Annotated in this window: 24 protein-coding genes; 16 read left to right on the top strand and 8 right to left on the bottom strand. The window is 63.4% G+C overall.

Translation table 11 applies throughout. The features are described from left to right. Positions 1-22: 22 nt before the first annotated feature. Positions 23-844 carry a pseudouridine synthase gene (locus Q1M07_RS01400; RefSeq protein WP_300449588.1) on the bottom strand — a complete coding sequence of 274 codons (822 nt, stop codon included), beginning with the start codon at positions 842-844 and terminating at the stop codon, positions 23-25. 3 nt (positions 845-847) lie between these two features. Further along, positions 848-1,192 (bottom strand): FKBP-type peptidyl-prolyl cis-trans isomerase, encoded by a 345-nt coding sequence (locus Q1M07_RS01395; protein WP_300449585.1) that lies wholly within the window; start codon positions 1,190-1,192, stop codon positions 848-850. 293 nt (positions 1,193-1,485) lie between these two features. On the opposite strand from Q1M07_RS01395, the gene Q1M07_RS01390 reads away from it, so the two are divergent. Then, positions 1,486-2,691, top strand: a complete 1,206-nt coding sequence (locus tag Q1M07_RS01390) for a multidrug effflux MFS transporter (RefSeq protein WP_300449582.1) — start codon at positions 1,486-1,488, stop codon at positions 2,689-2,691. Here the strand turns inward: Q1M07_RS01390 and Q1M07_RS01385 are convergent. Then, on the bottom strand, positions 2,646-3,956 hold the full coding sequence (locus Q1M07_RS01385; RefSeq protein WP_300449580.1) for an MFS transporter: 1,311 nt from the start codon (positions 3,954-3,956) through the stop codon (positions 2,646-2,648). The two genes, Q1M07_RS01390 and Q1M07_RS01385, sit on opposite strands and share 46 nt — an antisense overlap. Positions 3,957-4,190: 234 nt before the next feature. Between Q1M07_RS01385 and bamE the strand changes: the two genes are divergently transcribed. The 7 genes from bamE to Q1M07_RS01350 all read left to right on the top strand — a co-directional run bounded on the left by bamE (position 4,191) and on the right by Q1M07_RS01350 (position 9,698). Then, positions 4,191-4,679, top strand: a complete 489-nt coding sequence (gene bamE / locus Q1M07_RS01380; RefSeq protein WP_300449577.1) for an outer membrane protein assembly factor BamE — start codon at positions 4,191-4,193, stop codon at positions 4,677-4,679. Positions 4,680-4,759: 80 nt separating this feature from the next. Further along, on the top strand, positions 4,760-5,170 hold the full coding sequence (gene speD, locus Q1M07_RS01375; RefSeq protein WP_300449574.1) for an adenosylmethionine decarboxylase: 411 nt from the start codon (positions 4,760-4,762) through the stop codon (positions 5,168-5,170). Positions 5,171-5,229: 59 nt separating this feature from the next. Then, positions 5,230-6,594 carry a TrpB-like pyridoxal phosphate-dependent enzyme gene (locus tag Q1M07_RS01370; protein WP_300449571.1) on the top strand — a complete coding sequence of 455 codons (1,365 nt, stop codon included), beginning with the start codon at positions 5,230-5,232 and terminating at the stop codon, positions 6,592-6,594. Beyond that, positions 6,591-7,295: an SPOR domain-containing protein gene (locus Q1M07_RS01365; RefSeq protein WP_300449569.1), complete on the top strand. Its 705-nt coding sequence runs from the start codon at positions 6,591-6,593 to the stop codon at positions 7,293-7,295. The genes Q1M07_RS01370 and Q1M07_RS01365 overlap by 4 nt, the downstream gene beginning before the upstream one ends. Further along, complete coding sequence (coaE, locus tag Q1M07_RS01360; RefSeq protein WP_300449566.1) at positions 7,292-7,912, top strand: dephospho-CoA kinase; 621 nt, start codon at positions 7,292-7,294, stop codon at positions 7,910-7,912. The genes Q1M07_RS01365 and coaE overlap by 4 nt, the downstream gene beginning before the upstream one ends. A 60-nt stretch (positions 7,913-7,972) precedes the next feature. Beyond that, positions 7,973-8,728 (top strand): cell division protein ZapD, encoded by a 756-nt coding sequence (gene zapD, locus Q1M07_RS01355; RefSeq protein ID WP_300449564.1) that lies wholly within the window; start codon positions 7,973-7,975, stop codon positions 8,726-8,728. 46 nt (positions 8,729-8,774) lie between these two features. Then, on the top strand, positions 8,775-9,698 hold the full coding sequence (locus Q1M07_RS01350) for a DUF3616 domain-containing protein (RefSeq protein ID WP_300449562.1): 924 nt from the start codon (positions 8,775-8,777) through the stop codon (positions 9,696-9,698). A gap of 309 nt (positions 9,699-10,007) precedes the next feature. Here Q1M07_RS01350 and Q1M07_RS01345 read toward each other — a convergent pair whose 3' ends face one another. After that, on the bottom strand, positions 10,008-10,268 hold the full coding sequence (locus tag Q1M07_RS01345; protein ID WP_300449560.1) for a hypothetical protein: 261 nt from the start codon (positions 10,266-10,268) through the stop codon (positions 10,008-10,010). Between the two features lie 8 nt (positions 10,269-10,276). Further along, on the bottom strand, positions 10,277-12,361 hold the full coding sequence (metG, locus tag Q1M07_RS01340; protein WP_300449557.1) for a methionine--tRNA ligase: 2,085 nt from the start codon (positions 12,359-12,361) through the stop codon (positions 10,277-10,279). 175 nt (positions 12,362-12,536) lie between these two features. Between metG and Q1M07_RS01335 the strand changes: the two genes are divergently transcribed. The 3 genes from Q1M07_RS01335 to Q1M07_RS01325 all read left to right on the top strand — a co-directional run bounded on the left by Q1M07_RS01335 (position 12,537) and on the right by Q1M07_RS01325 (position 15,695). Then, entirely contained in the window at positions 12,537-14,174 is a 1,638-nt protein-coding gene (locus Q1M07_RS01335; RefSeq protein WP_300449554.1) for a methyl-accepting chemotaxis protein, read from the top strand. Between the two features lie 316 nt (positions 14,175-14,490). Beyond that, positions 14,491-15,054 (top strand): acetate uptake transporter, encoded by a 564-nt coding sequence (locus tag Q1M07_RS01330; RefSeq protein WP_300449551.1) that lies wholly within the window; start codon positions 14,491-14,493, stop codon positions 15,052-15,054. Between the two features lie 89 nt (positions 15,055-15,143). After that, complete coding sequence (locus tag Q1M07_RS01325) at positions 15,144-15,695, top strand: cache domain-containing protein (protein ID WP_300449548.1); 552 nt, start codon at positions 15,144-15,146, stop codon at positions 15,693-15,695. A 46-nt stretch (positions 15,696-15,741) separates the two neighbouring features. On the opposite strand, the gene tkt is transcribed toward Q1M07_RS01325, so the two are convergent. The 3 genes from tkt to Q1M07_RS01310 are packed head-to-tail and all read right to left on the bottom strand — an operon-like array spanning position 15,742 to position 19,896. Continuing rightward, positions 15,742-17,832, bottom strand: a complete 2,091-nt coding sequence (gene tkt, locus Q1M07_RS01320) for a transketolase (RefSeq protein WP_300449545.1) — start codon at positions 17,830-17,832, stop codon at positions 15,742-15,744. Between the two features lie 60 nt (positions 17,833-17,892). Next, positions 17,893-18,768 (bottom strand): phosphoribulokinase, encoded by an 876-nt coding sequence (locus Q1M07_RS01315; protein ID WP_300449542.1) that lies wholly within the window; start codon positions 18,766-18,768, stop codon positions 17,893-17,895. Between the two features lie 51 nt (positions 18,769-18,819). Continuing rightward, positions 18,820-19,896: a class 1 fructose-bisphosphatase gene (locus Q1M07_RS01310; RefSeq protein ID WP_300449539.1), complete on the bottom strand. Its 1,077-nt coding sequence runs from the start codon at positions 19,894-19,896 to the stop codon at positions 18,820-18,822. A gap of 120 nt (positions 19,897-20,016) precedes the next feature. On the opposite strand from Q1M07_RS01310, the gene Q1M07_RS01305 reads away from it, so the two are divergent. From Q1M07_RS01305 to Q1M07_RS01285, 5 genes are all read left to right on the top strand, one after another. Further along, positions 20,017-20,928: a LysR family transcriptional regulator gene (locus Q1M07_RS01305; protein WP_300449536.1), complete on the top strand. Its 912-nt coding sequence runs from the start codon at positions 20,017-20,019 to the stop codon at positions 20,926-20,928. A gap of 194 nt (positions 20,929-21,122) precedes the next feature. Next, positions 21,123-22,577: a hypothetical protein gene (locus Q1M07_RS01300; protein ID WP_300449533.1), complete on the top strand. Its 1,455-nt coding sequence runs from the start codon at positions 21,123-21,125 to the stop codon at positions 22,575-22,577. Between the two features lie 499 nt (positions 22,578-23,076). Further along, complete coding sequence (locus Q1M07_RS01295) at positions 23,077-24,486, top strand: DEAD/DEAH box helicase (protein WP_300449530.1); 1,410 nt, start codon at positions 23,077-23,079, stop codon at positions 24,484-24,486. A gap of 52 nt (positions 24,487-24,538) precedes the next feature. After that, a complete protein-coding gene (locus Q1M07_RS01290; protein WP_300449527.1) occupies positions 24,539-24,802 on the top strand; it encodes an RNA-binding protein in 264 nt (87 codons plus the stop codon). A 118-nt stretch (positions 24,803-24,920) separates the two neighbouring features. Beyond that, entirely contained in the window at positions 24,921-25,646 is a 726-nt protein-coding gene (locus Q1M07_RS01285) for an FkbM family methyltransferase (protein WP_300449524.1), read from the top strand. The last annotated feature ends 127 nt before the right edge of the window (positions 25,647-25,773 follow it).

Raw genomic sequence — 25,773 nt, 5'->3', positions numbered from 1 at the left:
CGCGGCCGCTCCGGCGAAGCCCTCAAAAAACCTCGTCCGGGCGCAGAAAGCGCCACTTCCCGAGTGGCAGGTCGCCGAGCCGCACGGCACCGATGCGGACGCGCTTGAGCGCGCTGACGCGCAGCCCGACGAGCTCGCACATGCGTCGGATCTGCCGCTTTCTGCCTTCGCGGAGGACGAAACGAAGCTGGTCGTCGTTCAGCCATTCGACCTGAGCCGGCTTCAACTGGCGCTCGTCGAGCACCAGTCCGTGCTTGAGCAGCGCCAGGCCGGCGGCGTCGAGTGAGCCCTCGACGCGCACCAGGTATTCCTTCTCGATCGTCGAGTCCTCGCCGATCAGGCGGCGCGCCACGCGACCGTCCTGGGTCAACACCAGCAAGCCGGTCGAGTCGATGTCGAGACGGCCGGCCGGCGCCAGCCCCTTGAGGCACGAGGGATGGAAGGCCGGCGTGTGCGGCGTGTGCCACTGTCTGTCCGGTTGAATCAGCGCCACCGCCGGTGTGCAGCCCGGTTCCGGCTGGCCGGACACGTAACCGACCGGCTTGTGGAGCAGGATGGTCACTTGCTTGCGCTGCTGTGCTTGTGCCGCCTGGTCGAGAGTGATCACGGAGGTGGCCGACGCACGACTTCCCAGCTCGGTCACCCGCCGTCCATCGACCGAGACCCAGCCGCGAGCGATGTACTGGTCGGCGTCGCGCCGCGAACAGAGGCCGCGCTCGGCCATCAGCTTGGAGATCCGTACTCCCTCGGCGGGTGCGCCGCCGGATGGCGGCGCCCCAACGGGTGCTTGTCGGGCGGTCGTCAGCGGCCGTCGGATCAGGGTATTGCGCGGCCGCTCGGCCATCGGTCAGGCAATATCGAGCAGCTCGATTTCGAACACCAGCTTGGCATTGGGCGGAATCATCTTGCCGGCACCGCGCTCTCCGTAGGCCAGATTGGCTGGAATCGTCAGCTTGCGTATGCCGCCGACGCTCATTCCCGGCACGCCTTCTTCCCAGCCGGCAATGACGTGCCGACCGTCGAGCGGAAAGCGGAACGGCTCGTTGCGATCCTTGCTCGAATCGAATTTCTTGCCATCGGCGAGCCAGCCCGTGTAGTGCACGATGACGTGCTGGCCAGCGCTGGCGGTCGGGCCGCTGCCGACGATGATTTCCTCGATCTGGAGACCGCTGGGTGTGGTGACGATGGGCATGGTCAATCCTCGTGAACGAAAAGTGTGAAGTTTAGCCCAGGCAGCATCCGCAGGGCCAGCCGAATGTCCCGTTGCAGAGCACCTCCGGCCACCATTGTCGTCCGCAGTGGTCGGGATGGCGGCCCCTGCGTCGTGACTTCGGGGCTTTCTGCACACAGATTTTACCGCTCGTTAAAGTTTGGGCGCAGAATTACCGATGTTGCACTTGGCTGCGCCGTCATTGCGGCGCAGCGCGTGGCTGGGCCGTCCAGTGTCTTCGCTTCGGGGGGATTGACGTGTCGGAGTCGAACAGCTTGCAGGCACCACGGGGAATCGCTTTTCTGTTGGCGGCGCTGGCCGCCCTTGGCCCGTTTTCGATAGACACCTACCTGCCGTCTTTTCGCGATGTCGGCGAATCCCTGCAGGCCACTCCGGTCCAGGTGCAGCAGACGCTGACCGCCTACCTGCTGCCCTTCGCGCTGATGTCCCTCTGGCACGGCGTCATTTCGGACGCCCTCGGCCGTCGGCGGGTGGTCCTCGTGACCGTCGCGCTTTTCGCCGTGGCTTCGACCGGCTGCATGATGGCCACGCGAATCGAGCACCTCTGGCTGTTGCGTGCGCTGCAGGGAATGACCGGCGGTGCCGGCATCGTCATCTGTCGGGCGATCGTGCGCGATCTTTACGATGGTCCGTCGGCGCAGCGCGTCATCTCGCAGATCATGATGATGTTTGCGCTTGCTCCGGCGGTAGCGCCCGTCGTTGGCGGCTGGCTGCAATCATCGTTCGGCTGGCGGTCGGTATTTGCCTTTCTCGGACTGGCCAGTGTCGCCTTGTGGCTGGCTTGCTGGTACCTCCTCCCGGAGACCTTGCCCCGCCACCGGCGCCAGTCGCTACGGTTCAGCTATCTGACCCGCAGTTACCGCGAGGTGCTGACTTCGCCGGCCTTCCTGCGCGTCAGTGGTGCCTTGGCGCTCAACTTTGTCGCTTTTTTCATCTATGTGCTGTCGGCTCCCGTCTTTCTGATGCATCACCTGGGTGTTTCGGCAACCGGCTTCCTGTGGTTGTTCGGTCCGGCGATGAGCGGCTTGGTGCTCGGTGCCTGGTTGTCGGGCCATCTGGCCGGCAAGTTTTCGGCAGGGCGAACGATCGTTGCCGGCTATCTGGTGATGGGACTTGCCGCAACGCTTAACGTCGGCCTCAACATGTCGTTGCCGCCGGCTCTGCCGTGGAGCGTGGTACCGCTCTTCGGCTTCACACTGGGCATGTCGCTGGCCATGCCGAGCCTGACGCTGCAGGCGCTGGACCTGTTTCCCGAGCAACGCGGCCTGGCCGCTTCGTGTCAGGGCTTCGTGCAGGCCGTCGTCAATACGATTGCCGCCGGTCTGCTCGCCCCCCTGCTCTGGGGTTCGACGCTGACGCTGGCCCTGGGGATGAGCGGGCTGATGCTGCTCGGCGCTTTTGCCATGCTGGTCAATCAACGGTGTGGCGATGGCCCGATCATCGTCGCCTGCCGGCCGTAGGTTTCCCTGGCGAACGGTAGCAGGCACAGCGAAACCGCAACGCAGGCGACCAGCAGGCTGAAAGCCGTCCGATAGGCGGTCGCGTCGTACGTCCGGACCCCGTCCATGGTGGCGCCCAGCCAGTTGCGGTCGAGCAGCCAGCCGACGGCGGGCTGCAGCAGCATGCCGCCGAGCAGCGGCCCCATGTTGCAGATGCCGGCCGCGGTTCCCATCAGCCGCGCGGGGACCGATTCCTTGGCAAACGCGAAGCCGATGATCAGGTTGCCCGACATCAGGCCGGTAAACAGCAGGGCCACGGTCAGCAGCCAGAGCGGAATCGACGCGAAGACGATCAGCAGCCATCCGGCCAGCGCAGCGGCGGTGGTCCATACGTAGAGTGGCCGGCGTCGGCCGAGGCGTTCGGAAAGGGTTCCGAGGAGCGGACCACCGATCGCCCAGGCGACCAGCAGCAGCGAGGTGATCGCCGCCGCGCTCCGGGTTTCCAGACCGTGCACCTGGCGCAAGTAGGGAACGCCCCACAGTCCGGCGAAAGTGAGCACCGCACCGGCCAGGCCGATCGGGGCGATCAGCAGAATCCAGATGTTGCGATAGGACAGAACCTCGGCCATGCCGCGCAGGATCGATCCCCGCACTTCGTTGGACGATCCATCCGGTGCGTGGCTGCGATGGGCGAGATCGCGTGGGTCGTCGCGCACGCGCAGCCAGATGGCGACCGCGAGCAACGCGGTAAGCGCCGCCGAGGCACCCATCACCGGGCGCCAGCCCCAGGTTTCGATGAGCATGCGCAGTGGCACGCCGGCGATCACGCCGCCAACGACGCCACAGGCGAGGGCCATTCCGGACGCGAGGGCGAACTGGCGCGGCGCGAACCAGTGTGTGGCAAGCTTCAGCATCGAGACGAAAGCCACCGCCACCGAGGCGCCGATCAGCAAACGACCCGCGCTGGCCCACCACAAATCGACCGCGCAGGCGAACAGCGCCGTTCCTAGGGCGGCGACGGCGGCGCCGGCGCTGAGCAGTCGGCGCGGTCCCCAGCGGTCGGCCAGGATTCCGGTCGGGATCTGCATCGCCACGTAGGAGTAGAAATAGAAAGCCGAGAGTTTGCCCAGTTCGGTGGCGCCAATGGCGAACTCGTGCATCAGGCGGTCGGTCATGACCGCCGGCGCCACTCGTTGATAGAATCCGATCAGGTAGAGCAGGGCAGCCAAGCCCCAGACCGTCCATGCCACGGTGGCTGGCGGATAGTCGTCGCGGCCCGTGCTCAATGCCTAGGCCCGGTCGATGGGCCAGGCGCGCCGGCGTGCAGGAAGCGGCGGAACGTGGCTCCGCGATGGAGTTGCGCAGGCGGCGGTGCTGTGCCGGGCTGGGCGGCGGATGCCGAGCGGCGCGGCGGCCAGGGTCGTTCGATCGGGCTCATCGGCTTCCTCGTTCCGGCTTCGTCTATACTCATGGCTTGCTCGGGACAATTCTATTCATAGATCGCAAAGCACGGGGAAAACATGCTTGGAAAGCCTTTCGCGACCATTCTGCTTGCCGGTCTGCTGGCCCTGGTCGCGGCGGGCTGCGACGTCGATCGCTTGAGCCAACTTCGGCCTGGCGCGTCCACCGCCGAAGAGGTAAGGCAGATCATGGGCAAGCCGAACCTCGAGTGGCGGGAAGACGACGGTAGTCGCATCTGGGAGTATCCCCGCACACCGGAGGGAATGGTCAATTACATGCTCGTCATCGGCCCCGACCAGATCCTGCGCGAGGTGAGACAGGTGCTGACCACGGAAAATTTCAACAAGGTCAAACCGGGCATGACCACCGACGAGATTCGTTATCTGCTTGGCCAGCCGGCTCACCAGGTGCGTTTCCCGTTGCAGAAGGAGATCGTCTGGGACTGGAAGACGAAAGTCGAGCCGGGGATGGAGTGGTACTTCAATGTTCATTTCAATGATCATGGAATGGTCACCCGGACCAGCAGCAGCTTCGTTCCCCGAGGTTGATCGGGCATGAACGGCCGGGTAGCGGCGGTCTGCGGCCGGCGAGCGGATTCGCCGAGCCCGGCCAATGGAGTGGAAACGCGATGCCGGGCCTGCATCTGATCGCCGAACTGCACGGCTGCCGCTGCTCTCTGCACCTGCTGAACAACGTGGCTCTGCTGCAGGATCTCTGCCTGGCGACGTGTTCAACCTCAGGGCTGACGCCGGTGGGCCTGCTGTTCCACCAGTTCGGCAGCGCCGCCGCACCGGCCGGTGCGACCGGTGCGGTGGTGCTCGCCGAGTCGCATCTTGCCGTCCACACCTGGCCCGAAGCGCGTGCCGTGACGCTCGACCTCTACGTTTGCAACTTCAGCCAGGACAACAGCGCGGCGGCACGCCTCGCCTGGCAATGCCTGGTCGACGCCTTCGCCCCGCATCGGGTGGTGGTGCGAGAACTGCAGCGCGGTCTTCCCGGCCCGCCCGTTGCCCGGCGGACAGGCGGCGAAAGCGATTGACCTCGCTCGCCAAGGGTATACTGGCGACTTTCGACCAACAAGACACTCAGGGAGGCTGCGTGGAATCGCTCCGTATCACGCTCGAACAATCCGAGATCCCGACCCACTGGTACAACGTCGTTGCCGACATGCCCAACCCGCCGTTGCCGCCGCTTGGCCCAGACTACCAACCGGTATCTCCGGAACAGATGGGGGTGATTTTTCCGCCGGCGATTCTCGAGCAGGAAATGTCGGTCGAGCGTTGGATCCCGATTCCCGAAGCGGTGCGCGAGGTCTATCGGCTATGGCGCCCTTCGCCACTGATTCGTGCCCGGCGGCTGGAAGAAGTGCTCGGCACGCCGGCTCGGATCTACTACAAGTACGAAGGCGTTTCACCGGCCGGTTCGCACAAGCCGAATACCGCGGTACCTCAGGCTTACTACAACCAGCAGGCCGGGATCAAGCGCATCACGACGGAAACCGGAGCCGGGCAGTGGGGCTGTTCGATGGCCTTTGCCGGTCAGATGTTCGGCCTCGAGGTTCGCGTCTACATGGTCAAGATCAGCTACCAGCAGAAACCCTTCCGGCGCTCGATGATGCAGACTTGGGGGGCGGAGGTGTTTGCCAGTCCGTCGAACGTGACGCAGTGCGGCCGTGAGCTTCTGGCCAAGGATCCGGACAACCAGGGGTCGCTGGGAATCGCCATTTCGGAGGCGGTCGAGGAGGCGGCGTCGCGGGCCGATACGAGTTATGCCCTTGGTTCCGTGCTCAATCACGTCGCGTTGCATCAGACGATCATCGGGCAGGAAGCGAAGAAGCAGTTCGAGAAGGCAGGCGACTGGCCGGACGTGGTCTTTGCTCCCTGCGGCGGTGGCTCGTCGTTTGCCGGCGTGGCTTTTCCTTTCGTCGCCGACAACGCGGCCGGTGGACGAAACGGCCGACCGACACGGCTGGTCGCCGTCGAACCGACGTCCTGCCCGACGCTGACCAAGGGTGCGTACGCCTATGACTTCGGCGACGCCTCGGGCTTCACGCCGCTGATGAAAATGTATACCCTCGGACATGATTTCATGCCGCCGGGCATTCATGCCGGCGGTCTGCGTTACCACGGCGATTCGCCGCTCGTCTCGCAGCTTTACCACGAGGGACTGATCGAGGCGGTGGCGGTCACTCAGCTGGCGACCTTCGAAGCCGGCGTGACGTTCGCCCGCGCCGAGGGAGTCATTCCTGCTCCCGAGTCCAACCACGCGATCCGCGCCGCGATCGACGAGGCGCTGCGTTGCCGGCAGAGCGGTGAGGCACGAACGATCTTCTTCAACCTGACCGGTCACGGGCACTTCGACATGGCGGCCTACGACCGGTATTTCGCCGGTGAACTCGAGGATTTCGAGTATCCGGCAGAAGCGATACGGGCTTCGCTGGAGCATCTGCCGAAGATCGGATGACTGCCTTGCTACGTCCTGCCGTCTATCTTCTGCTGTTTGCCAATCTGCTGCTTTTCGCCTGGGCGCAGGGTTACCTCGGCAAGCCGGCCGATCCAGATGCGCAGCGTATTGCGCAGCAGTTGCTACCCGAGCAGTTGCGGGTCGTCTCGCACGGCGAGTCGCCGCGTGCGATGAGCCGCAAGAACGAGGCCGACGCGGCGATCGAGAAGAGAAATGGCAATGGCAACGGCGAGATCTGCCTGTCGCTGACCGATCTGGCCAATGCCGACGCCGACCAGGTCGAGCGGCTCTTGGGCGAACAGTTTGCCGCTTTCAAGGCGACTCGTCGCTCGACCGCCGAGGTTACCGGCTATTGGGTATACGTGCCGCCGCTGGCGAGCAAGGATGAGGCGTCTCGAAAAGCGGCCGAACTTGAGCAGTTGGGTGTGCAGGAATTCTTCGTCGTCACCGGTGGCGCCAACCAACTGGCCATTTCGCTCGGCACCTACCGTAGCGAGGCGGCCGCCAATACGCGACTCGAGGCGCTGCGCGCCAAGGGAGTGAAGTCCGCCCGCGTCGGCGAGCGCAAGGGCAAGCCGGTCAACACCTTCGAAATCCGCGCTCCCGAAGCCGACGCCGAAGCGCTGCGCCAGGCGCTGGGCACGCTCTTGCCGAAGGCCAGCCCGACCGCCTGCAAAGTAAAAAACGAGCCCACGCCATGAACTTCATCGTTGGTCTGACCGGCGGCATCGGCAGTGGCAAGAGCACGGTCGCCGAGCTGTTTTCCCGGCGCGGTGCCGCACTGGTCGATACCGACGCGATTGCCCACGAGCTCACTGCGCCGCAAGGTGTCGCCATGCCCCCGATCGTGGCGGCGTTTGGCGATGCCGTCCGGCGGGCCGACGGCGGCCTGGATCGGATCGCCATGCGCCGTCTTGTTTTTGCCGATCCATCGGCGAAGGCGGTCCTGGAGGCCATCCTCCATCCGCTCATAAGGCAGCAGAGCGCGGCCCGGTGTGCGGCGGCCGTCGCGCCCTACGTGCTGTTGGTCGTCCCCTTGCTGATCGAATCGACTGGCTATCGTCGGCGTACCGATCGGGTGCTGGTCGTCGATTGCGACGAGGATGTACAAATCGCCCGCGTCATGGCGCGCAGTCAACTTGCCGCCGAGGAGGTGCGGGCGATCATGGCGACGCAGGCGTCACGGGCGGAGCGGCGGGCAGCGGCCGACGACCTTGTGTTAAACGACGGCGAATTGGCCGCGCTGACGCCACAGGTCGATCACCTGCACCGGAAGTATCTCGAACTGGCGAGTAGCCAACTTCATGCTGGCCGTTGAGGTTTTACTGCAAATGATTCAGAATTATCGAAAACCCCCGTTCCTCACGCTGGCGGCCGTGTGATCACCTACGAATATCCTTTCAACGAACGCATTCGCACGCTGTTGCGTCTCGAGGATCTATTCCAGAAGGCCGGCGGTTTCATGGAGCGGGACGGATCGCAGGAGCATCATGTGGTGCTTCTGACCTTGTTCGAGATCCTCGACGTGGCGGGGCGGGCCGATCTGAAAATGGATCTGATCCAGGAACTCGAACGTCAGCGCCAAAGCTTGTTGGTTTTCCGCAACAATCCGGACATCTCCGAAGAAGCTCTTTCCGGCGCTCTGTACGAGATCGAACACGCTTCCGCCGCTTTGCTTGGCATGACCGGCAAGATCGGCCAGCATCTGCGTGACAACGATTGGCTGATGAGCATAAAGAGCCGCGCCGGCATTCCCGGTGGGGTTTGCGAGTTCGATTTGCCGTCCTACCACTACTGGCGACATCAGTCTCCCGAACTGCGGCGCGACGCGCTGCTCGGCTGGCTGCAGCCCCTCCTTCCACTGCGCGACGCGTTGACCATCGTACTTCGCCTGTTGCGTGCCAGCGGGCGTCCGGAACACCACGTGGCGAGCGGTGGCGCCTTCCAGTTGATGCTGGGCGCCAGCAGTTCGCAGATGGTACGCATTTCGCTGAAGCTGCACGACCCGTACATCCCCGAAATCAGCGCCAACAAGTACGCACTGAATATCCGCTTCACCCGTCCCGACAGCGATCACCGGCCGCGTCATTGTGACAACGATGTCGAGTTCGACATGCTGTTCTGCAACCTGTAGGCACTTAGACGTTGCTGAACGTCGTCATGTATCGGAGAACGCCGACGTGGTGCAACCTGGGACTACTGGTTTTCGGCCGCTGACCGGCGTATGCGAGCCGTCGGGCATACACCAGCTCGCCGACGGCCGCTTCATCGTGGTCGAAGACGAAGTACAGCACGCGCTGAGTTTGCTGCGCATCACGGCGGGCGGGGTCAGTCGCCGGGAGCTCCAAGCTCCGTTCTGGTCATGGGGCGACGACGGCTTCTGGAAACTCGATGACCTCGAAGGCGTCACCGGTGACCAGGCCGGCCACATTTACGCCATCACCTCGCATTCACGCGACAGCGACGGCGAGGAGCACAAATCGAGGGAGCGACTGGTACGCTTTCGCATCAAAGGCGACAGCGTTCACCAGCCGAAGGTCGTCGGCAGTCTGAAGCGCGCCTTGACCGCCGCGCATCCGCTGCTGGCGATTGCCGCCGAGAAGCGCCAAGTCAAGAAGGACGGCGGTTTGAACATTGAGGGGCTGGCCATGAGCGCTGACCAGCGCCGCCTGCTGATCGGCTTGCGCAGCCCCTTGCTCGGCGGCCAGGCGATCGTCGCCAGCCTCGACAATCCGTGCGCTGTGTTCGACGACGATGCCGAGCCCCGCATCGCCAGCGAGTTGGTGGCGCTCGATCTCGGTGGCAACGGTATTCGTGGCATGTCCTACGTGCCCTTCCTCGCCGGCTACCTGCTGATCGGTGGCCCAGTGGCGCGCCAGCCACGGCCCTTCGAACTGTGGTTCTGGAATGGCGACCCGGAGTGGCGCCCGCGTCGCGTCAGCGTCGCCGGTCTGGCCGGTTTCGGACGCGCCGAGGGGATCACTGCGGCGCTCATCGAGGGCCGACAACGCATTGTGATGGTCAGCGACGACGGCAGTCGAGCAGAAGGTCGGGACGCACACTACCTGATCTTGCGGCCGGATGAACTGCTGATCGAGGACTGACGGAATCACGTCAGGCCAGGACTTGCCGAATGACCCTCGCCATTATCGCCAACATCGTCCGCTGTTGGCCGACGTGCTGATGTCGCTCGTCGCTGTGTTTCGCTGTGCGGCGCGGCTTGGATGCTCCTGCGTTGCCGGCGTCCGGGTCTATGGCTGCAGACGCGATTCGACTACCTGCGTTTCGCCATGCTTGGCCTGTACGCACCGGGCAATGCCGGGGCGCGATAACTCTACGCCGCGATGGAACTGCGGTGACTACGGGAAGCCGGGCGGGAACGTCGCCCGCCGACCTGCGGTCAGGCGGCCGCTTCAGGGATGCTCGGTGTCGGCGTTCGCCGGGCGCTGGATCAACTCGCGCAGAATGCCGGCTACCGCCCAAACCATCAGCGCGATTCCGGCGACGACGGTGAGCACGGCGCTCGCCGCGCCGGTCGGGAAGCCGGGAATGAAGAGCGTTTTTCCGCGCGCCAGCCACATCGCGCCGCTGGCCAGGATGAGCATGCCGGCGACGTCGCACAGCGCATAGAACATCACGCGCGGCGTAACGCGTGGACGCGAGCGTTGACCCATGTCGTCCCTTACTTGACACGCATTCCTGGCTGGGCGCCGGTATCGGGCGCGAGCAGGAAGATCCCCGGCACCTCGCCGTCGGCATCCGATGCCGCCAGCACCATGCCCTCGGACAGGCCGAACTTCATCTTGCGCGGCGCGAGGTTGGCGACCAGCACCGTGAGCCGGCCGACCAACGTTGCCGGATCGTAGGCTGCCTTGAGGCCGGCAAAAACCTGCCGGCTGCCCAAGGGACCGACATCGAGCGACAGGCGAAGCAGCTTGTCGGCACCATCGACCGGAGCCGCGTCGCTGATACGGGCGATCCGCAGATCGACCGTCATGAAGTCCTGAAGGCTGACCTGCGGCCCGCTGGCGGTTCCCGCTGCCGCTGTCTCCGGCGGCTCGGCGGTCGTCTTCTGCGGCCCTGCCTGCGGGACGGCGGCCAGCGACTCGCGGTTAGCCTCGATCAGGGCCGTCACCAGCTTGCGGTCGACGCGCGTCATCAAGTGCTGGTAGGTGTTGATCGCGTGTCCGGCTGCGAGAACCGTCGCCGAGTCGTCCCAGACCAGCGGCGCGACGTTGAGGAAGGCTTCTGCCCGTGCGCTGAGCGCCGGCAGGACGGGTTTGAGCAGAATGGCAAACAGTCGGAACAGGTTGAGCGCGTTGGTGCATGCCACTTGCAAATCGCCGGTGCGCTCCGGCTGCCGCGCCAGGTCCCAGGGCTTGACGCTGTCGACGTACTGGTTTGCGAGATCGGTCAGCGCCATGATCTCGCGTATCGCCTTGCCGAAGTCGCGTGCTTCGTAATGTTCGGCGATCAGCCCGCGCCGCTCGCGAATGGCCTGGATGGCGGGCAACGAGTCGTCGCAGGTACAAAGCTGACCGGCGAAACGCTGATGGATGAAGCCCGCCGAACGACTGGCGATGTTCACGAACTTGCCGACCATGTCCGAATTGACTCGCGCGATGAAGTCCTCGAGATTGAGGTCGATGTCTTCCATCGAGCTCGACAGCTTGGCGGCGTAGTAATAGCGCAGCCATTCGGGGTCGAGACCCTGTGCAAGGTAGCTTTCGGCAGTGATGAAAGTGCCGCGCGACTTGGACATCTTGGCGCCGTCGACGGTCAGGAATCCATGGGCAAATATCTTGCTCGGCGTGCGATAACCGGCATGTTCGAGTTCCGCCGGCCAGAACAGGGCGTGAAAGTAGAGTATGTCCTTGCCGATGAAGTGGTAGAGCTCGGTCGCCGAGTTCGGCCGCCAGTACTCGTCGAAATCCAGTCCCTTCCTGAGACACAGGTTGCGGAAGGCGCCCATGTAGCCGATTGGCGCGTCCAGCCAGACGTAGAAGTACTTGCCGGGAGCCCCCGGAATTTCGAAGCCGAAGTACGGTGCGTCACGCGAAATATCCCAGTCGGTCAGGCGATTCTCGCCCTCGCCGCCGAGCCACTCTTGAAGCTTGTTGGCGGCTTCGGTTTGCAGGCGGCCTTCGGCCTGCGTCCAGTCACGCAGAAAACTCTGGCACCGCGGATCCGAGAGCCGAAAGAAATAGTGTTCGGATTGACGCAGCTCCGGTCGGGCGCCGGAAACCGCCGAATAGGGGTTCTTCAGTTCGTTCGCCGTGTAGGCCGAGCCGCAGTTTTCACAATTGTCGCCATACTGGTCGGCGGCACTGCACTTCGGACACTCCCCCTTGATGAAGCGATCGGGCAGGAACATCTGCTTCACCGGGTCGTAATACTGCTCGATGACCCGCGTCTCGATCAGCCCGGCGGCCTGTAGCCGGGAATAAATCTCGTTGGCACAATCGCGAGTCTCGTCGGAATGGGTGGTGTAGTAATTGTCGAACCCGACGTGGAAACCGGCGAAGTCGCGCGCGTGCTCACGATGAACCCGTTCGATCAGCACCTCCGGGGAAATACCTTCCTTTTCGGCACGCAACATGACGGGCGTGCCGTGGGTGTCGTCGGCGCAGACGTACCAGCAGGTATGGCCACGCATCTTCTGGAAACGCACCCAGATGTCCGTCTGAATGTACTCGACCAGGTGACCGAGATGGATTGCACCGTTGGCATACGGCAGGGCAGAGGTGACCAGGATCTTGCGTGTCATTGGGCGTGGCGCTACCGGGGCAAAGGCGCATTCTACCAAAGCAGGGGTGGGCTGAGCCAGGAATGGGGCGCTACCTGCTTCTCGCATTTCGCCCGGCAGGGTACGGAAAGGTCGCCTAAGAAGCACCGATTGGCTATGATTGGCGCCGTCATCATTCCACGCCGAGGACAAGATCATGCGCCAGAACCTTCCGGTGAACCAGGTCGAAACCGTTCTGCCGGACAACGAGTTCATCTATTCGCGAACCGACCTCAAAGGAATCATCGTCGAGGCCAACGAGGCTTTCGCCAAGGTCAGTGGGTTTACACGCGAGGAAATGATTGGCCAGCCGCACAATCTGGTGCGGCATCCGGACATGCCGGAAGAAGCGTTTGCCGACCTCTGGCGCGACCTGAAAGCGGGTCGCCCGTGGTGCGGCGTCGTCAAGAACCGACGCCAGGACGGCGGCTTCTACTGGGTTCTCGCCAATGTCTCACCGGTACGTGAGCGCGGTCAGGTGGTCGGCTACCAATCGGTGCGCAGCCGGCCGAGCCGCGAAGAGATCGAGGCCGCCGCCGCCGCTTACAAGAGGATCCGTAGTGGTGACAAGAGCCTGGGCATCGATCATGGCCGAATCGCCGATCGTCGTGCCGTGGCGATGATCGACCGGCTGTTCGCACTCCCCGTCCAGCTTACCGGCATCGGCGTCGCGGCACTTGCCGGTGCCGCCCTGCGTCTGGCGGTCAGCCCCTTTGCGGGTGGTGGATTCGAGATGGCGCTCGACATCCTGGCCATCGTCATCGTCCTCTACGGCCTGTTTTTCGTCCTTTACTACGCGCCGCGCGTCAATCGTGACCTGGGTGCTTTCGCCAGCTGGGTTGATGGCCTCCTAACGACGGGCAATCTCAAGCAGCGCATCCAGTCGCCGCGTGGCGACATCGTCGGCGGGGTGATCCGTAAAACCGACAGCTTCGTCTCTTCCGTCCGGGCGACGGTGCAGGGGATGGCCGATATCGCGACGCAGGTCGGTAGTTCGACGCTGCAGGTCGGCGACGGTGTCCGGCAGGTGCACCAGGCGGCGCGCAAGCAAAGCGAGGCGACCGCTTCGGCTGCGGCGGCGGTCGAACAGGTTACGGCGTCGATCGGCGAAGTTGCCGAGAACGCGCGCTCGACGCGCGAAGTCGCGCGTCAGACCGGCAAGGTCTCGCGCGAGGGCTTCGAACGCTCCGAGCAGGCTTGCGAAGCGATCCTGTCGCTTTCGGAGACGGTCAAGGTATCGGCGGAACAGGTCGAGACGCTTGGCCAACGCTCCGCCGAGATCAGCCAGATCGCGGCGGTCATCAAGGAGATCGCCGACCAGACCAACCTGCTGGCGCTCAACGCCGCCATCGAGGCGGCGCGCGCGGGCGAACAGGGACGCGGATTTGCGGTGGTGGCCGATGAGGTGCGCAAGCTGGCAGAACGTACCGGGAAAGCTACCCAGGAGATCAGCAGCATGATCGGCATCATTCAGAACGAAACGAAACTCGCCGTCGGCGGCATGCGGGCCGGCGCCGCCCAGGTCGGCGAAGGTGTGGACCTGGTCCATTCCTCGCAGGAAGCGTTGCAAAGAATCCGGAACGAAATGGACGACACCATTCAGCGCGTCGATGAGATCTCGCACGCCTCGATGGAGCAGCAGGCAGCGATGACGCAACTTGCGCAGAACGTCGAGCAGGTGGCAGCAATGACCGAACAAAACGTTTCGGTGGTCGCCGAAACCGACGTCCTGGTCGATCGCTTGCGTGCGATTGTCGAGCGCATGGAAAAATCGGTCAATCAGTTCGCCGTCTGACGAGGTGGCTCCCGCCCTCTCCGGAAGGTTCCCGACGGAATTGCTGAAAGTTGATGCGAATGACAAGTTAAGTATATTTGTGTATTTTTCAATATATTGTATAAAAAGATGATTTCTTGGTATTGATGATTTATTGATGGACAATCTCCAGGCAGTGGTTTTGCTCGTCGGCCAGGGCAATGGTATAATGGCTGACCAAAGCGCGTCGTGACAAAGCGCGTCGTGACAAAGCGCGTCGTGACGTTGACAGACGGAGAAGTTTTTTCCGCGGATGGGCTTGCCTCCCACCCGCTCATATAGTCCATAGGGGGTAATGATGGCGGAGCAAAAGCTGGGTAACCCGGCGGTTGTCGGTCTGGCCGGTTTTGGCCTGACGACGATGGTCTTGCAGTTTCATAACGTCGGGTGGATGGGAATGGGACCGGTAATCTGGCTGGGGCTGATTTTTGGCGGTTTGGCCCAGATGATCGCCGGATTGCAGGAAATGAAAACGGGGAACAACTTCGGATATTGCGCCTTCACTGCCTACGGTTGCTTTTGGATCGCCTTGGCCCTGCTCCTGATTGGCAACCATTACAACCTCTACACGTCGAGCAAGACGGACGTCGGCTGGTTCCTGGTTGCCTGGACCCTATTCACGGTCATCCTCTGGATCGGCTCGTTGCGCGTCCACGGTGCTTTGGCGCTGACTTTCACCTTGCTCCTGATCGGCTTCGTCTTGCTTGATCTGGCGCATTTCGGCTATCCGGATCTGACCGTCGTCGCCGGCTACGAGCTGATGCTTACCGCAGCGATGGCCTGGTACATCATGGCACATATCATATATGCGGACGTTTTCGGTCGGGACATTCTGCCAGTCGGCAAACCCTGGATCGCCTAGCGTCCGTCCCACCCGGCATGCCAACAAGTCTGACCGGCAGCGCGGCGGGGGCGTACATCTGTCAGCAAGTTCTGAAGGAGTATGATTCCATGAAACAACGGAAAGCGAGTGCATTGATCGCGACACTGGCCGTTTGCGGCCTGATCGGCCCGGCAGTGGCGGCGGAAGAGGCGGCGAATGCCGAAGAGGCGGTCAATAATGTGCGTGCTGCGGCCAGGTTTCTGCACGAAAAAGGGTCGGCCGGCTATGCCGAATTCAACAACAAAGATGGCAAGTGGGTGTGGAAGGATAGCTACGTATTCGTTTACGACTGCCGCCGGAACCGGATGATGGCCCACCCCTTGCGCCCCGATCTGGTCGGTCAGCCGATCATGCAGATCACCGACAACTCGGGAAAGTACATCTTCAGGGAACTCTGCAAGGTCGGCAATGAAGCGGGCGGTGGCTGGGTGGAATACATGTGGCAGAAACCGGGGGCAGGAAAGCTGTCGCGTAAGCTTTCGTACGCCCTGGCGGCCGACATTTCCTTTACCACCGGTATTCAGGTCAGTGCCGGCATTTACGATGAGAAGTTGACCATCCCGGAACTCGCCAAAGCACTCGAGAAACTGTCCGACCCGGCCAAACTGCCAGCTCTGTAGAGCGCCCGCGGCGTGCCGGCTGGCCGGTCGAAAAACGGTTCGGCATTCATGGCCGGGGAGCCGACACGGCACTGGCCACCGGCGGCTGGTCCTTGGCGTGCGCCAGCCCGCCCGGTTCCGGCGGTGCCGAAGCCAACAGCCGCCGGGCCTGCGCCACGATGCTCGCCACATCGATAGCGAAGAATTCGTAGAGTGTGCTCGCCGGAGCGGATTCTCCGAAGCGGTCGATACCCACCACTGCCCCGCGGCTGCCGACATACTTCCACCAAAGGTCCGGATGTCCTGCTTCGATGGCGACGATCGGCAGTGCGGTCGGCAGGATCTGCTGTCGGTAAGCCGGTGGCTGCCGGTCGAAGCCGCAGGGGCAGGGCATCGACACCACCCGGGCGGCGATGCCCTGCTGCTGGAGAAGGGTTTGCGCGTCCAGTGCCAGGCTGACTTCCGATCCGGTGGCGAGCAGCACGACGTCCGGCGCCTTCCCCTCGGCTTCGCGCAGGACGTAGCCACCGAGCCGGACGCTGGCAATCTGTTCGCGCGTCCTGGCCAGCGCTGGCAGGTTCTGGCGCGACAGCAGGAAGCAGGAGGGGCCGTCCTGCCGTTCCAGCGCCGCTACCCAGGCGACGGCCGTCTCGAGCGCATCGGCCGGACGCCAAACGTCCAGACCGGGAATCAGGCGCAGCGACGCCGCGTGCTCGATCGGCTGGTGCGTCGGGCCATCTTCGCCAAGACCGATCGAGTCATGCGTATAGACCATCAATTGCCGCAGCTTCATCAGCGCAGCCATTCGAATGGCACTGCGCGCGTAGTCGGAGAAGACCAGAAAAGTTCCGCCATAGGGAATGAAACCGCCGTGCAAGGCAATTCCGTTGGCGATAGCCGTCATGCCGAATTCGCGTACCCCATAGTGAACGTAGTTGCCGCCCGGTTCGCGGTTGGCCGGTCGGCTGCCGCTCCAGTCGGTGAGATTCGACCCGGTGAGGTCGGCTGAGCCACCGAGCAGTTCGGGCAGTACAGGCGCCACCGCTTCGATGACATTCTGCGACGCCTTGCGTGTCGCTAGCGCGTTGCCTTGGGTCAGCACGTTTTCCAGCAGATCCGCCGCACGCGACGTCCAGTCGGTCGGTAGATCGCCACGCGTGCGGCGCTCGAATTCGGCCGCCAGTTCGGGGTAAGCGGCACGATAGGCGGCGAAACCGTTCGTCCAGGCTTCCTCGGCGGCAGCGCCGCGGGCTCTCGCGTCCCACGCGCCACGGACCTCGGCCGGGATCTCGAAAGCGGCGAACGGCCACTCGAGCTGGCGACGGGTGTTGGCGATCTCGCCGGCCCCGAGCGGCGCACCGTGGACCTCATGCGTCCCACCTTTGTTCGGCGAACCAAAGCCGATCATCGTTTTGCAGCAGATCAGCGTTGGCCGCCCGGTCGGCGTCCTGGCCAGGCGGATTGCCGCCTCGATCGAATCGGCGTCGTGACCGTCGCAGTGTGGCACGACACGCCAGCCGTAGGCCTCGAAGCGCTTCGCCGTGTTGTCAGCGAACCACGGTTGCACATGCCCGTCGATCGAGATGTCGTTGTCGTCGTAGAAGACGATCAGCTTGGACAGCGACAGGCGGCCGGCCAGCGAACAGGCCTCGTGCGAAATCCCTTCCATCAGGCAGCCATCGCCGACGAAGGCATAAGTGTAGTGGTCGACGATCCGGTGCCCGGGCCGGTTGAAGGTTTCGCCAAGCAGGCGTTCGGCAAGAGCCATTCCGACCGCATTGGCGAGACCCTGGCCGAGCGGACCGGTGGTCGTCTCGATGCCCGGCGTTACTCCCAGCTCGGGGTGCCCCGGTGTCTTCGAGTGAAGCTGGCGGAAACGTTTGAGTTCCTCGATCGGCAGATCGTAGCCGGAGAGGTTCAGCAGGGCGTAGATCAGCATCGACCCGTGGCCGTTGGAGAGCACAAATCGGTCTCGGTCAACCCAGCCGGGATTGGCCGGATTGTGCTTCAGATGATGGCGCCAGAGAACCTCGGCAATATCCGCCATGCCCATCGGCATTCCCGGGTGGCCGGAGCGAGCGGCTTCGACCGCGTCGATGGCGAGAAAACGCAGCGCGTTGGCGCAGCGGCGGCGGAATTTGCGGGACTCGGTTGGCACTTAGCTCTCCTTCGTGGTGTGGCGGAACGCTTCTCTGGCAGGCGAGGGCGACGGAGGTCTTCAGCGCGCGCGCCGTTTTCTGTCCATCAACTGCATGATCATCGGCGTGAAGATGATCTGCATGGCCAGACCCATCTTGCCGCCAGGACAGACGATAATGTTCGGTCGCGACATGAAAGAGTCGTGCAGCATGCTCAGCAAGTAAGGGAAGTCGATCCCGCGCGGGTTGGCGAAACGGATCACCAGCATGCTTTCGTCCTGCGACGGAATGTCGTCGGCGACGAATGGGTTGGAGGTGTCGACCGTCGGCACGCGCTGGAAATTGACATGCGTGCGGGAAAACTGCGGGCAGATGTAGTGGATGTAGTCGGGCATCCGACGCAGGATCGTGTCCATCACCGCTTCCGTCGAGTAGCCCCGTTGCGCCTTGTCGCGATGCAGCTTCTGGATCCACTCCAGATTGATGATCGGTACGACGCCGACGCACAGATCGACGTGGCGACCGATGTCGACCGATTCGGTTTTCAATCCGCCGTGCAGACCTTCGTAGAACAGCAGGTCGGTGTCCGCCGGCAGATCGGCCCACTCGGTGAAGGTGCCCGGCGGCGCGCCATATTTCTCCGCTTCGAGATCATCGTGCACATAATGGCGGCTGCGGCCGCGGCCGGTTTCGCCATACTCGCGAAACAAGGCTTCGAGTTCGGCCAGGAGGTTGGCTTCGGGACCGAAGTGGCTGAAATGGTGGTCACCGGCGAGGCTCTGCTCGGCCATGCGGTCACGCATCGCGAGGCGATCGTAGCGGTGAAAGCTGTCGCCTTCGATGATCGCCGCGTTGAGTTGCTCGCGCCGGAAGATGTGTTGAAAAGCACGCGTCACCGATGTCGTTCCGGCGCCCGACGAGCCGGTGATCGCGATGACGGGATTCTTGATCGACATGCTGTGTTCTCCGTGGCTAAGGAAAATGATCGTTCGTTCGTATGGTGCTACTCAATCGTCGCGAAACAGGGTGCGGGTCGAGAAAAGCGGCGACCGGAACGGCTGATCTTCACCGTTTTCGTATTCCCGGTGGTAGCGCTCGATGCGCTCGACTTCGGCGTGCGACCCGAGAATCACCGGTACCCGCTGGTGGAGGCCGGTCGGTTGCACGTCGAGAATGCGTTCGCGACCGGTAGACGCCAAGCCGCCGGCTTGCTCGACGATCATCGCCATCGGGTTGGCTTCGTACATCAAGCGCAAACGCCCGGGTTTGCCCAGATCCTTGCTGTCGCGCGGATAGAGGAAGACGCCGCCACGCATCAAAATTCGGTGCACCTCGGCGACCATGGACGCTACCCAGCGCATATTGAAGTCCTTCTCGCGAACGCCGGTCCTGCCGGCCAGGCACTCGGCGACGTAGCGCTGCACCGGCTTTTCCCAGAAGCGCTCGTTTGAGGCGTTGATGGCAAATTCGCGAGTTTCCGGCGCAATGACCAGATTCGGATGCGTCAGCAGAAATTCGCCGATATTTCGATCAAGGGTGAAACCGTGGGTACCGTTGCCCACCGTCAACACGAGCATCGCCGACGGCCCGTAGAGAGCATAGCCGGCGGCCACCTGGCACTTGCCGGGCTGCAGAAAATCCGCCGCTGTCGGCGTCTTGCCGTCGCCGTTGTCCGGGCAGCGCAAGACGGAAAAGATGCTGCCTACCGACAGGTTGACGTCGATGTTCGACGAACCGTCGAGCGGGTCGAAGACCAGCAGGTATTTGCCGCGCGGGTTGCTGGCCGGAATCGGATAGATGTCGTCCATTTCTTCGGAGGCCATCGCGGCCAGATGGCCACCCCACTCGCAATGGTGAATGAATGCCTGATTGGCCAGCACGTCGAGCTTCTTCTGAGCTTCGCCCTGCACGTTCTCGCTGCCCTGATCGCCCAGCACACCGGCCAGCGAACCGCGTGAAACGCCTTGGGCAATCGCCTTGCAGGAGCGTACGACGTCGCTGATGAGCATCGAGAAATCGCCGGCCAGGGCCGGATTCCGACGCTGTTCTTCGATCAGGAACTTGTTAAATTGGTACGTCCGCATAGCATGACGAGACTCCGGAAAAGGAAATAACGTGCGTCAGGTAACGGATCAGATTCTAGCGGCCAGATACAAAAGGTATAGTTAAACATGCTATATTTATTGTTTAGTAAAAATTAACTGATGAGAAACGCTACCATCCGTCAGCTGCAAATCTTTTCGGTTGCCGCAAGCCATCTCTCGTTTGCGCGCGCAGCCGAGAAGCTTCATCTGACGCACGCCGCCATTTCGCTGCAGATCAAGCAGCTTGAAGAGGTGTCGGGTAGCCTGCTGTTCGAGCGGATCGGCAAACGAGTCTTCTTGACCGAGGCGGGTGAAATCCTTCTCGAGCACGCCCGCCAGATCCTGCGCTCGTTGAAGGAAGCAGACGAAGCTCTGCTTGCCCTCAAGGGCTTGCGCGGCGGCCGCCTGGCCGTGGCTGTGGCAAGCACCGCCGAGTATTTCGCCCCTGGGTTGCTGGCCGAGTTTCGCAAAGTCCAGGCCGACGTTCGTATCCGACTCCTGATCGACAACCGCGACACGGTAACCCGCCTACTGGTCGGTAACGAGGTCGACCTGGCGATCATGGGTCGCCCGCCTGCCGAACTCGATGCCACTGCCGTCGCCTTTGCCCCTCACCCGCTGGTCATCATCGCCAGCGCCGGGCATCCACTCAGTCGGCAGCCTAGTGTCGCGGTCGAAGAACTGGCCGGGGAGACGCTGATCGTCCGCGAAACCGGTTCGGGAACGCGCTCGGCCATGGAGGAGTTCTTCCTCGAACAGCCACTCAAACCAACGGTCGGCATGGAGATGGGAAGCAACGAAGCGATCAAGCAGGCGGTCATCGCCGGCCTGGGAATCAGCTTCATCTCGCAACACACGCTCGGGCTCGAGCTCCGCGCCGGGCGCCTCGCCATTTTGAGCGTCGAAGGAACGCCGGTCATCCGGCGCTGGCACATCGTTCGCCACCGGGCCAAGCATCAGACACCGGCCCTCGCCGCGTTCTGGGACTTCGTCGTCGAATTCGCTCCCGCCTATCTGAGAAAGCTCGCCTGAACTCCAGACCGGCTTGCGAAAGCGTGTACTTGCCAACTCCGGTGTGAAGCGCAAGCGATGACGACGGCGGAGAAACAAGGAGCGCGCTGAGCGGTCAAGCTCCTGGCAGTCGCTCAACTTCTATACGATGTGTTATGGATGCGCTGCTACAATCCGCACGCAAACCTGTGAAACCACGATAGAGGAGGCCAACCATGACCAAGACCGCAGAAATGGCACTTCCGAAGGATGCGCCGCCCGAGACCGTCCCGGCCATGCTGTCAAGCGAGCCGCTGGACACGCTGGAGACCTTGACTCCCGACATCGAACCGGTGATGGCCGGGCTGCTGGAACTCTCGCGGGCGCATGATTCACGTTTCACGCCAAAGGAGATCAACGCGCAGCTTGACCGTGTGTTGCGCGACTACGACGAACTGACGGCTCGATACGCCGAGAACAATCGCCGTATCGACGGCGCGCTGGCCGAGCTTCGCCAGTCCGGCGGCGAGATCTCGAGCGAGCTGCATCGGCTGGGCGGTGATTTGCAGCAACAGAGCCAGTCATTGGCTGAACAGGCCACCGCCGCGGAACAAAAAGTGAATGCGCTCCGGGGAGAAACTCACGCCTGGCTGGTCGACACGGAGCAGCGCTGGGACACCCGACTCGCCAACGACAGCGCACGCGTCAATGCCGACCTGGCGCGGCTCGATGCCGGCATCGGTGCGCTGGACCGTCTCTTCAAGGCGCAGGAGCGAATCATCGCCGAGCAACGCTTGCGTCTCGACCAGTTTGACGTCACTTACGAGTTGCTGGATACCGCGACACGCGGCAACAAGAGCCGCATCGAAGCGGTTCGTGAGCAGACCGAGAAGCAACACGCGATCGTCGAGGCGCGGGTCGAGGGTTTGAGTGCCTTGCAGCGCGAGCACTATGCCGAGTTTCAGACCTTGCAGAGTCTGGTCAGTGTCTTGCGGTCGGAGACGCAACGCTTGGACACGGCCATCGCCGAGCTCGCCGCCGTGCTGGTGACCCATCAGGCGGCCACCCGCGAAAGATTCAAGTGGACCCATCTGGCCATCGCCAGCTTGCTGCTGATGACCCTGGCGGGCTTCGCCTTGGTCAAGTGGGTGCCGGCCTTCGCTCCCGCGAACAATGAATCGGCGATTGCCCAGAACGAGGCTCGAATCGCCGAAGTGAGTGGACAGATAGCCGCTCTTTCGGCGGGCGACGCGGCTCGGCGGGAAGCCGATGCGCGGCAGCAAACACGCGTTGAGCAGGTCTCGGACAAGCTTTCCGAGCTGGAGAAAAGCCTCGGCGAACTGCGCGCCGCTATGCTCCGGATGCGGGGGGGCAGCGCGGGAGCGGCAGTAATCCATGACAGCCAGTGGTTACGGCAGCAAAACCCCAGGGCTTTCACCGTGCAGTTGGTGATGTCCCCAAGCCAGGCCGACATGGCGCGCTTCATCGAGCGCAACATGGAACATCTGAAGCGGCACTCGCTGGCCTTCTCCGTTACCCGGCACGACCAGCGCGAGCACTACAACCTGTTCTTCGGTGAGTTCAATACCGTCGCCCAAGCGCGCGCCGCCATTGTCGCACTGCCGGCTGAACTGCGTGTAGACCAACCGTGGGTGCGTCAGTTCAAGTCGATACAGGACGCTCTTCACTGAAGTCGCCGCAAATGACTGTTAGCCGCCGTGCGGCGGCCAACGGTTTTCAGTCGCATAGGGAGAACGATCAGGTGTTGTCACCTGCTCCTTCTCCCCGTGCTCGGTGAAGTGGCAAGCGCCGCAGGTGCGGGAAGGCCTTTCCTCAGCCGAGAACGTCAGGCGCTAGCCCCGAACCTCTGGCGGGGAAGTCCTTGCCGCCGGACGGGTTCGAGAGCGGGCCGCAAGACCACGCTTCCGTTGCGGCTGACAAGGCGGTCGTTGGTTGGGACAGGGCCGCCGCTTGTCCTAGTGTCCGAAATTCCGGGGCCTGCTCTTGCGAAAGCGTGTATAGTCCCCTGCGGAATCGAACCGTAGTTCATCCGGCCTTCAGTTCGATCTCACCGTGTGCTCGTATTCTCTCCGGTAGCGGCGCGCCGCAGCCTCCTTCCCAATCGCCGTACCCGCCTGAACCGGCTCTGACGGCGTCACGCCGCAGCAGGTCGTTCACAGGAGATTCATCTTGTCCCATCCGTTTGCCCTGCTCGGCCTGTCGGCCGAGCTGACCCGCGCCGTCGACGATCAAGGCTACAGCCAGCCCACCCCTGTGCAAACACAAGCCATTCCAGCCATCCTCGCCGGCCGCGACGTCCTCGCCGGCGCGCAAACCGGCACCGGCAAGACCGCTGGCTTCACGCTGCCGCTGCTGCAACGCCTGATGGCAGGCGCCGCGCCGGCGCCGCGCCGGCCGGTGCGGGCGCTGATCCTCACGCCGACGCGCGAACTCGCGGCGCAGATCGAAGAGAGCGTGCGCACCTACGGCAAGTATCTGCCGCTCAAATCGACGCTGGTTTACGGCGGCGTCAATATCAATCCACAGATCGACGCGCTGCGGCGTGGCGTCGATATCCTGGTGGCGACTCCTGGCCGCCTGCTCGATCACCTGCAGCAGAAGACGGTGAGCCTGGCGGAGGTGGAGATTCTCGTCCTCGACGAGGCCGACCGCATGCTCGACATGGGCTTCATCCGCGACATCCGCCGCATCCTCGCGCTATTGCCGGCGAAGCGCCAGAACCTGCTGTTCTCGGCAACCTTCTCGAACGAGATTCGCCAACTCGCCGACGGTCTGCTGCACGCACCGGCAATGGTCGAGGTGGCGCGTCGCAACGCCGAATCCGACCTCGTCGCGCAGCGCGTGCACCCGGTCGATGGCTGGCGCAAACGCGATCTGCTGACACACCTCGTGGCGTCCGGCGACTGGCGGCAAGTTCTTGTATTCACGCGCATGAAGAGCGGCGCCAACCGCCTGGCGGAACAGTTGTGCAAGGCCGGCATCGAAGCCACCGCGATCCACGGCAACAAGAGCCAGCCGGCGCGCACGTGCGCCCTCGCCGGCTTCAAGGCCGGCACGATACGCGTCCTCGTGGCTACCGACCTCGCAGCGCGCGGTCTCGACATCGAGGAATTGCCGCACGTCGTCAACTTCGAGCTGCCGCAGGTGGCGGAAGACTATGTGCACCGCATCGGGCGCACCGGCCGTGCCGGCAGTACCGGCGAAGCGATTTCTCTGGTTTCGGCCGAAGAAAGACCGCTCCTGGCGGCCATCGAAAGACTGCTCACGCGCCGCATCGACAGCCAGATCGTGCCCGGTTTCGAGCCCGGCCAGCCGGTACCGGCGGCCGTTGCCGCAGCGGCGCAGGCCGCGGCTCGCGGCGCCCCGGGCCGGCGCGGCGGCGGCGCCCACTCCGGCACGGCTCACGACGGCACGACGCGCAGCGCGGCAAACGCGGCGGCGCGCTCGGGCACAGTGGCCGCGCCGCGTGCCAAACCCGTAGCGCCGCCGACCGGCCCACGCCCGCCGCAACGCAGCCGGACGGACAGCGCCGCGCCGCTACCGGCACTCTTTCGCAGCCCGGCGCGGCGCGGCGGTTGAACCTCTCCGGCCATCCCCTTTCTTCTTCACAACCTTTGATCAGGAGTCGGCAATGAATATCTTCGTGGGCAATCTGGCGTCGGAAACGACCGAAACAGAACTCGGCGACCTGTTCAAGGCCTTCGGCCAGGTGAAATCGGTGCAGGTGATGCGCGAGATGTTCAGCGGCGTCTCGAAGGGCTTCGGCTTCGTCGAAATGCCCGGCAAAGCGCATTCGCTGGCCGCCATCGCCGCTCTCGACGGCAAGGATTTGCACGGCAAGCCGCTGCGCGTCAACGAAGCGATGGCGCGCGGCAGCGGCATGCGACACCGCTAGCCGCCGGGCGGACCGGGACCGAGACGCCCGGTCGGGGGCCGAATCTTTGCGCGCGGCGCATCGTGCGCCGCGCGCCATCCAGTATCATACCGGGCACCGCGATCTGGAGCCTTTCGGCATGAAGTTGATCTACTCGCTCGCCCGGTCACTGGGTTACGAACTCGTCAGGCGAAAACGGCACCCGTCCCTTGGCGCGCACCTCAGGAACCTCGTCCGCCGGCACGCGATCGACGCGATCATCGATGTGGGCGCCAACGACGGGCAGTTTGCCCTTCTCATGCGGAAGGAAGGATTCGCCGGCAAGATCTATTCCTTCGAACCGGTGAGCACGACTTACCAACACCTGCGCCAGGTGTCGCAAGGCGATCCTGACTGGGCGGTGTTCAACACGGCGCTCGGCAACAAGGTCGGTGAGGAGACTATCAACATCACGCGATCGTCGGATCTCTGCTCGCTGCTCAGCCCGAACGAGTTTGGCAAGGCGGCCTTTCCGAACATCGAAGTCAGCCATCGCGAAACCATTGTCATGGATACCCTCGACAATTTCCTGGCGCGCGGCGATCTCGCTCGGCAGGCGAGATTTCTTCTGAAAATGGACACCCAGGGCTACGATCTCCAGGTGTTCGAAGGCGCGCAAAACTCCCTCGACCGCATCGTCGGCCTGCTTTCCGAGCTGTCCTTGCTGCCGATCTACGCCCAGGCGCCGCATTATCTCGACGTGCTGCGCCTCTACGAGGCCAAGGGATTCGTTCCCAGCGGTCTCTATCCGGTGAGCCGGAACGAAGACCTCTCGGTCATCGAGATGGACTGCGTGCTGATCAATCGAACCTTGATCCGGCAATGAAGCGCTGGTCGCGCTTGCGCCGCGCGCCCGGCGCCTGAAACCTGCCCGAGGCGACAGAGCGAACGCTGCGACAGCCGCCGGTCCTGCCGTCCTTCACGACCCGTCACTTGTTCCACGGTCTTGACAA

This window comes from Accumulibacter sp., from assembly GCF_029255285.1.
GTDB lineage: Bacteria > Pseudomonadota > Gammaproteobacteria > Burkholderiales > Rhodocyclaceae > Accumulibacter.
The sequence above is the reverse complement of the archived record's forward strand: the minus strand, read 5'-3'. Positions and strand labels throughout refer to the sequence as shown.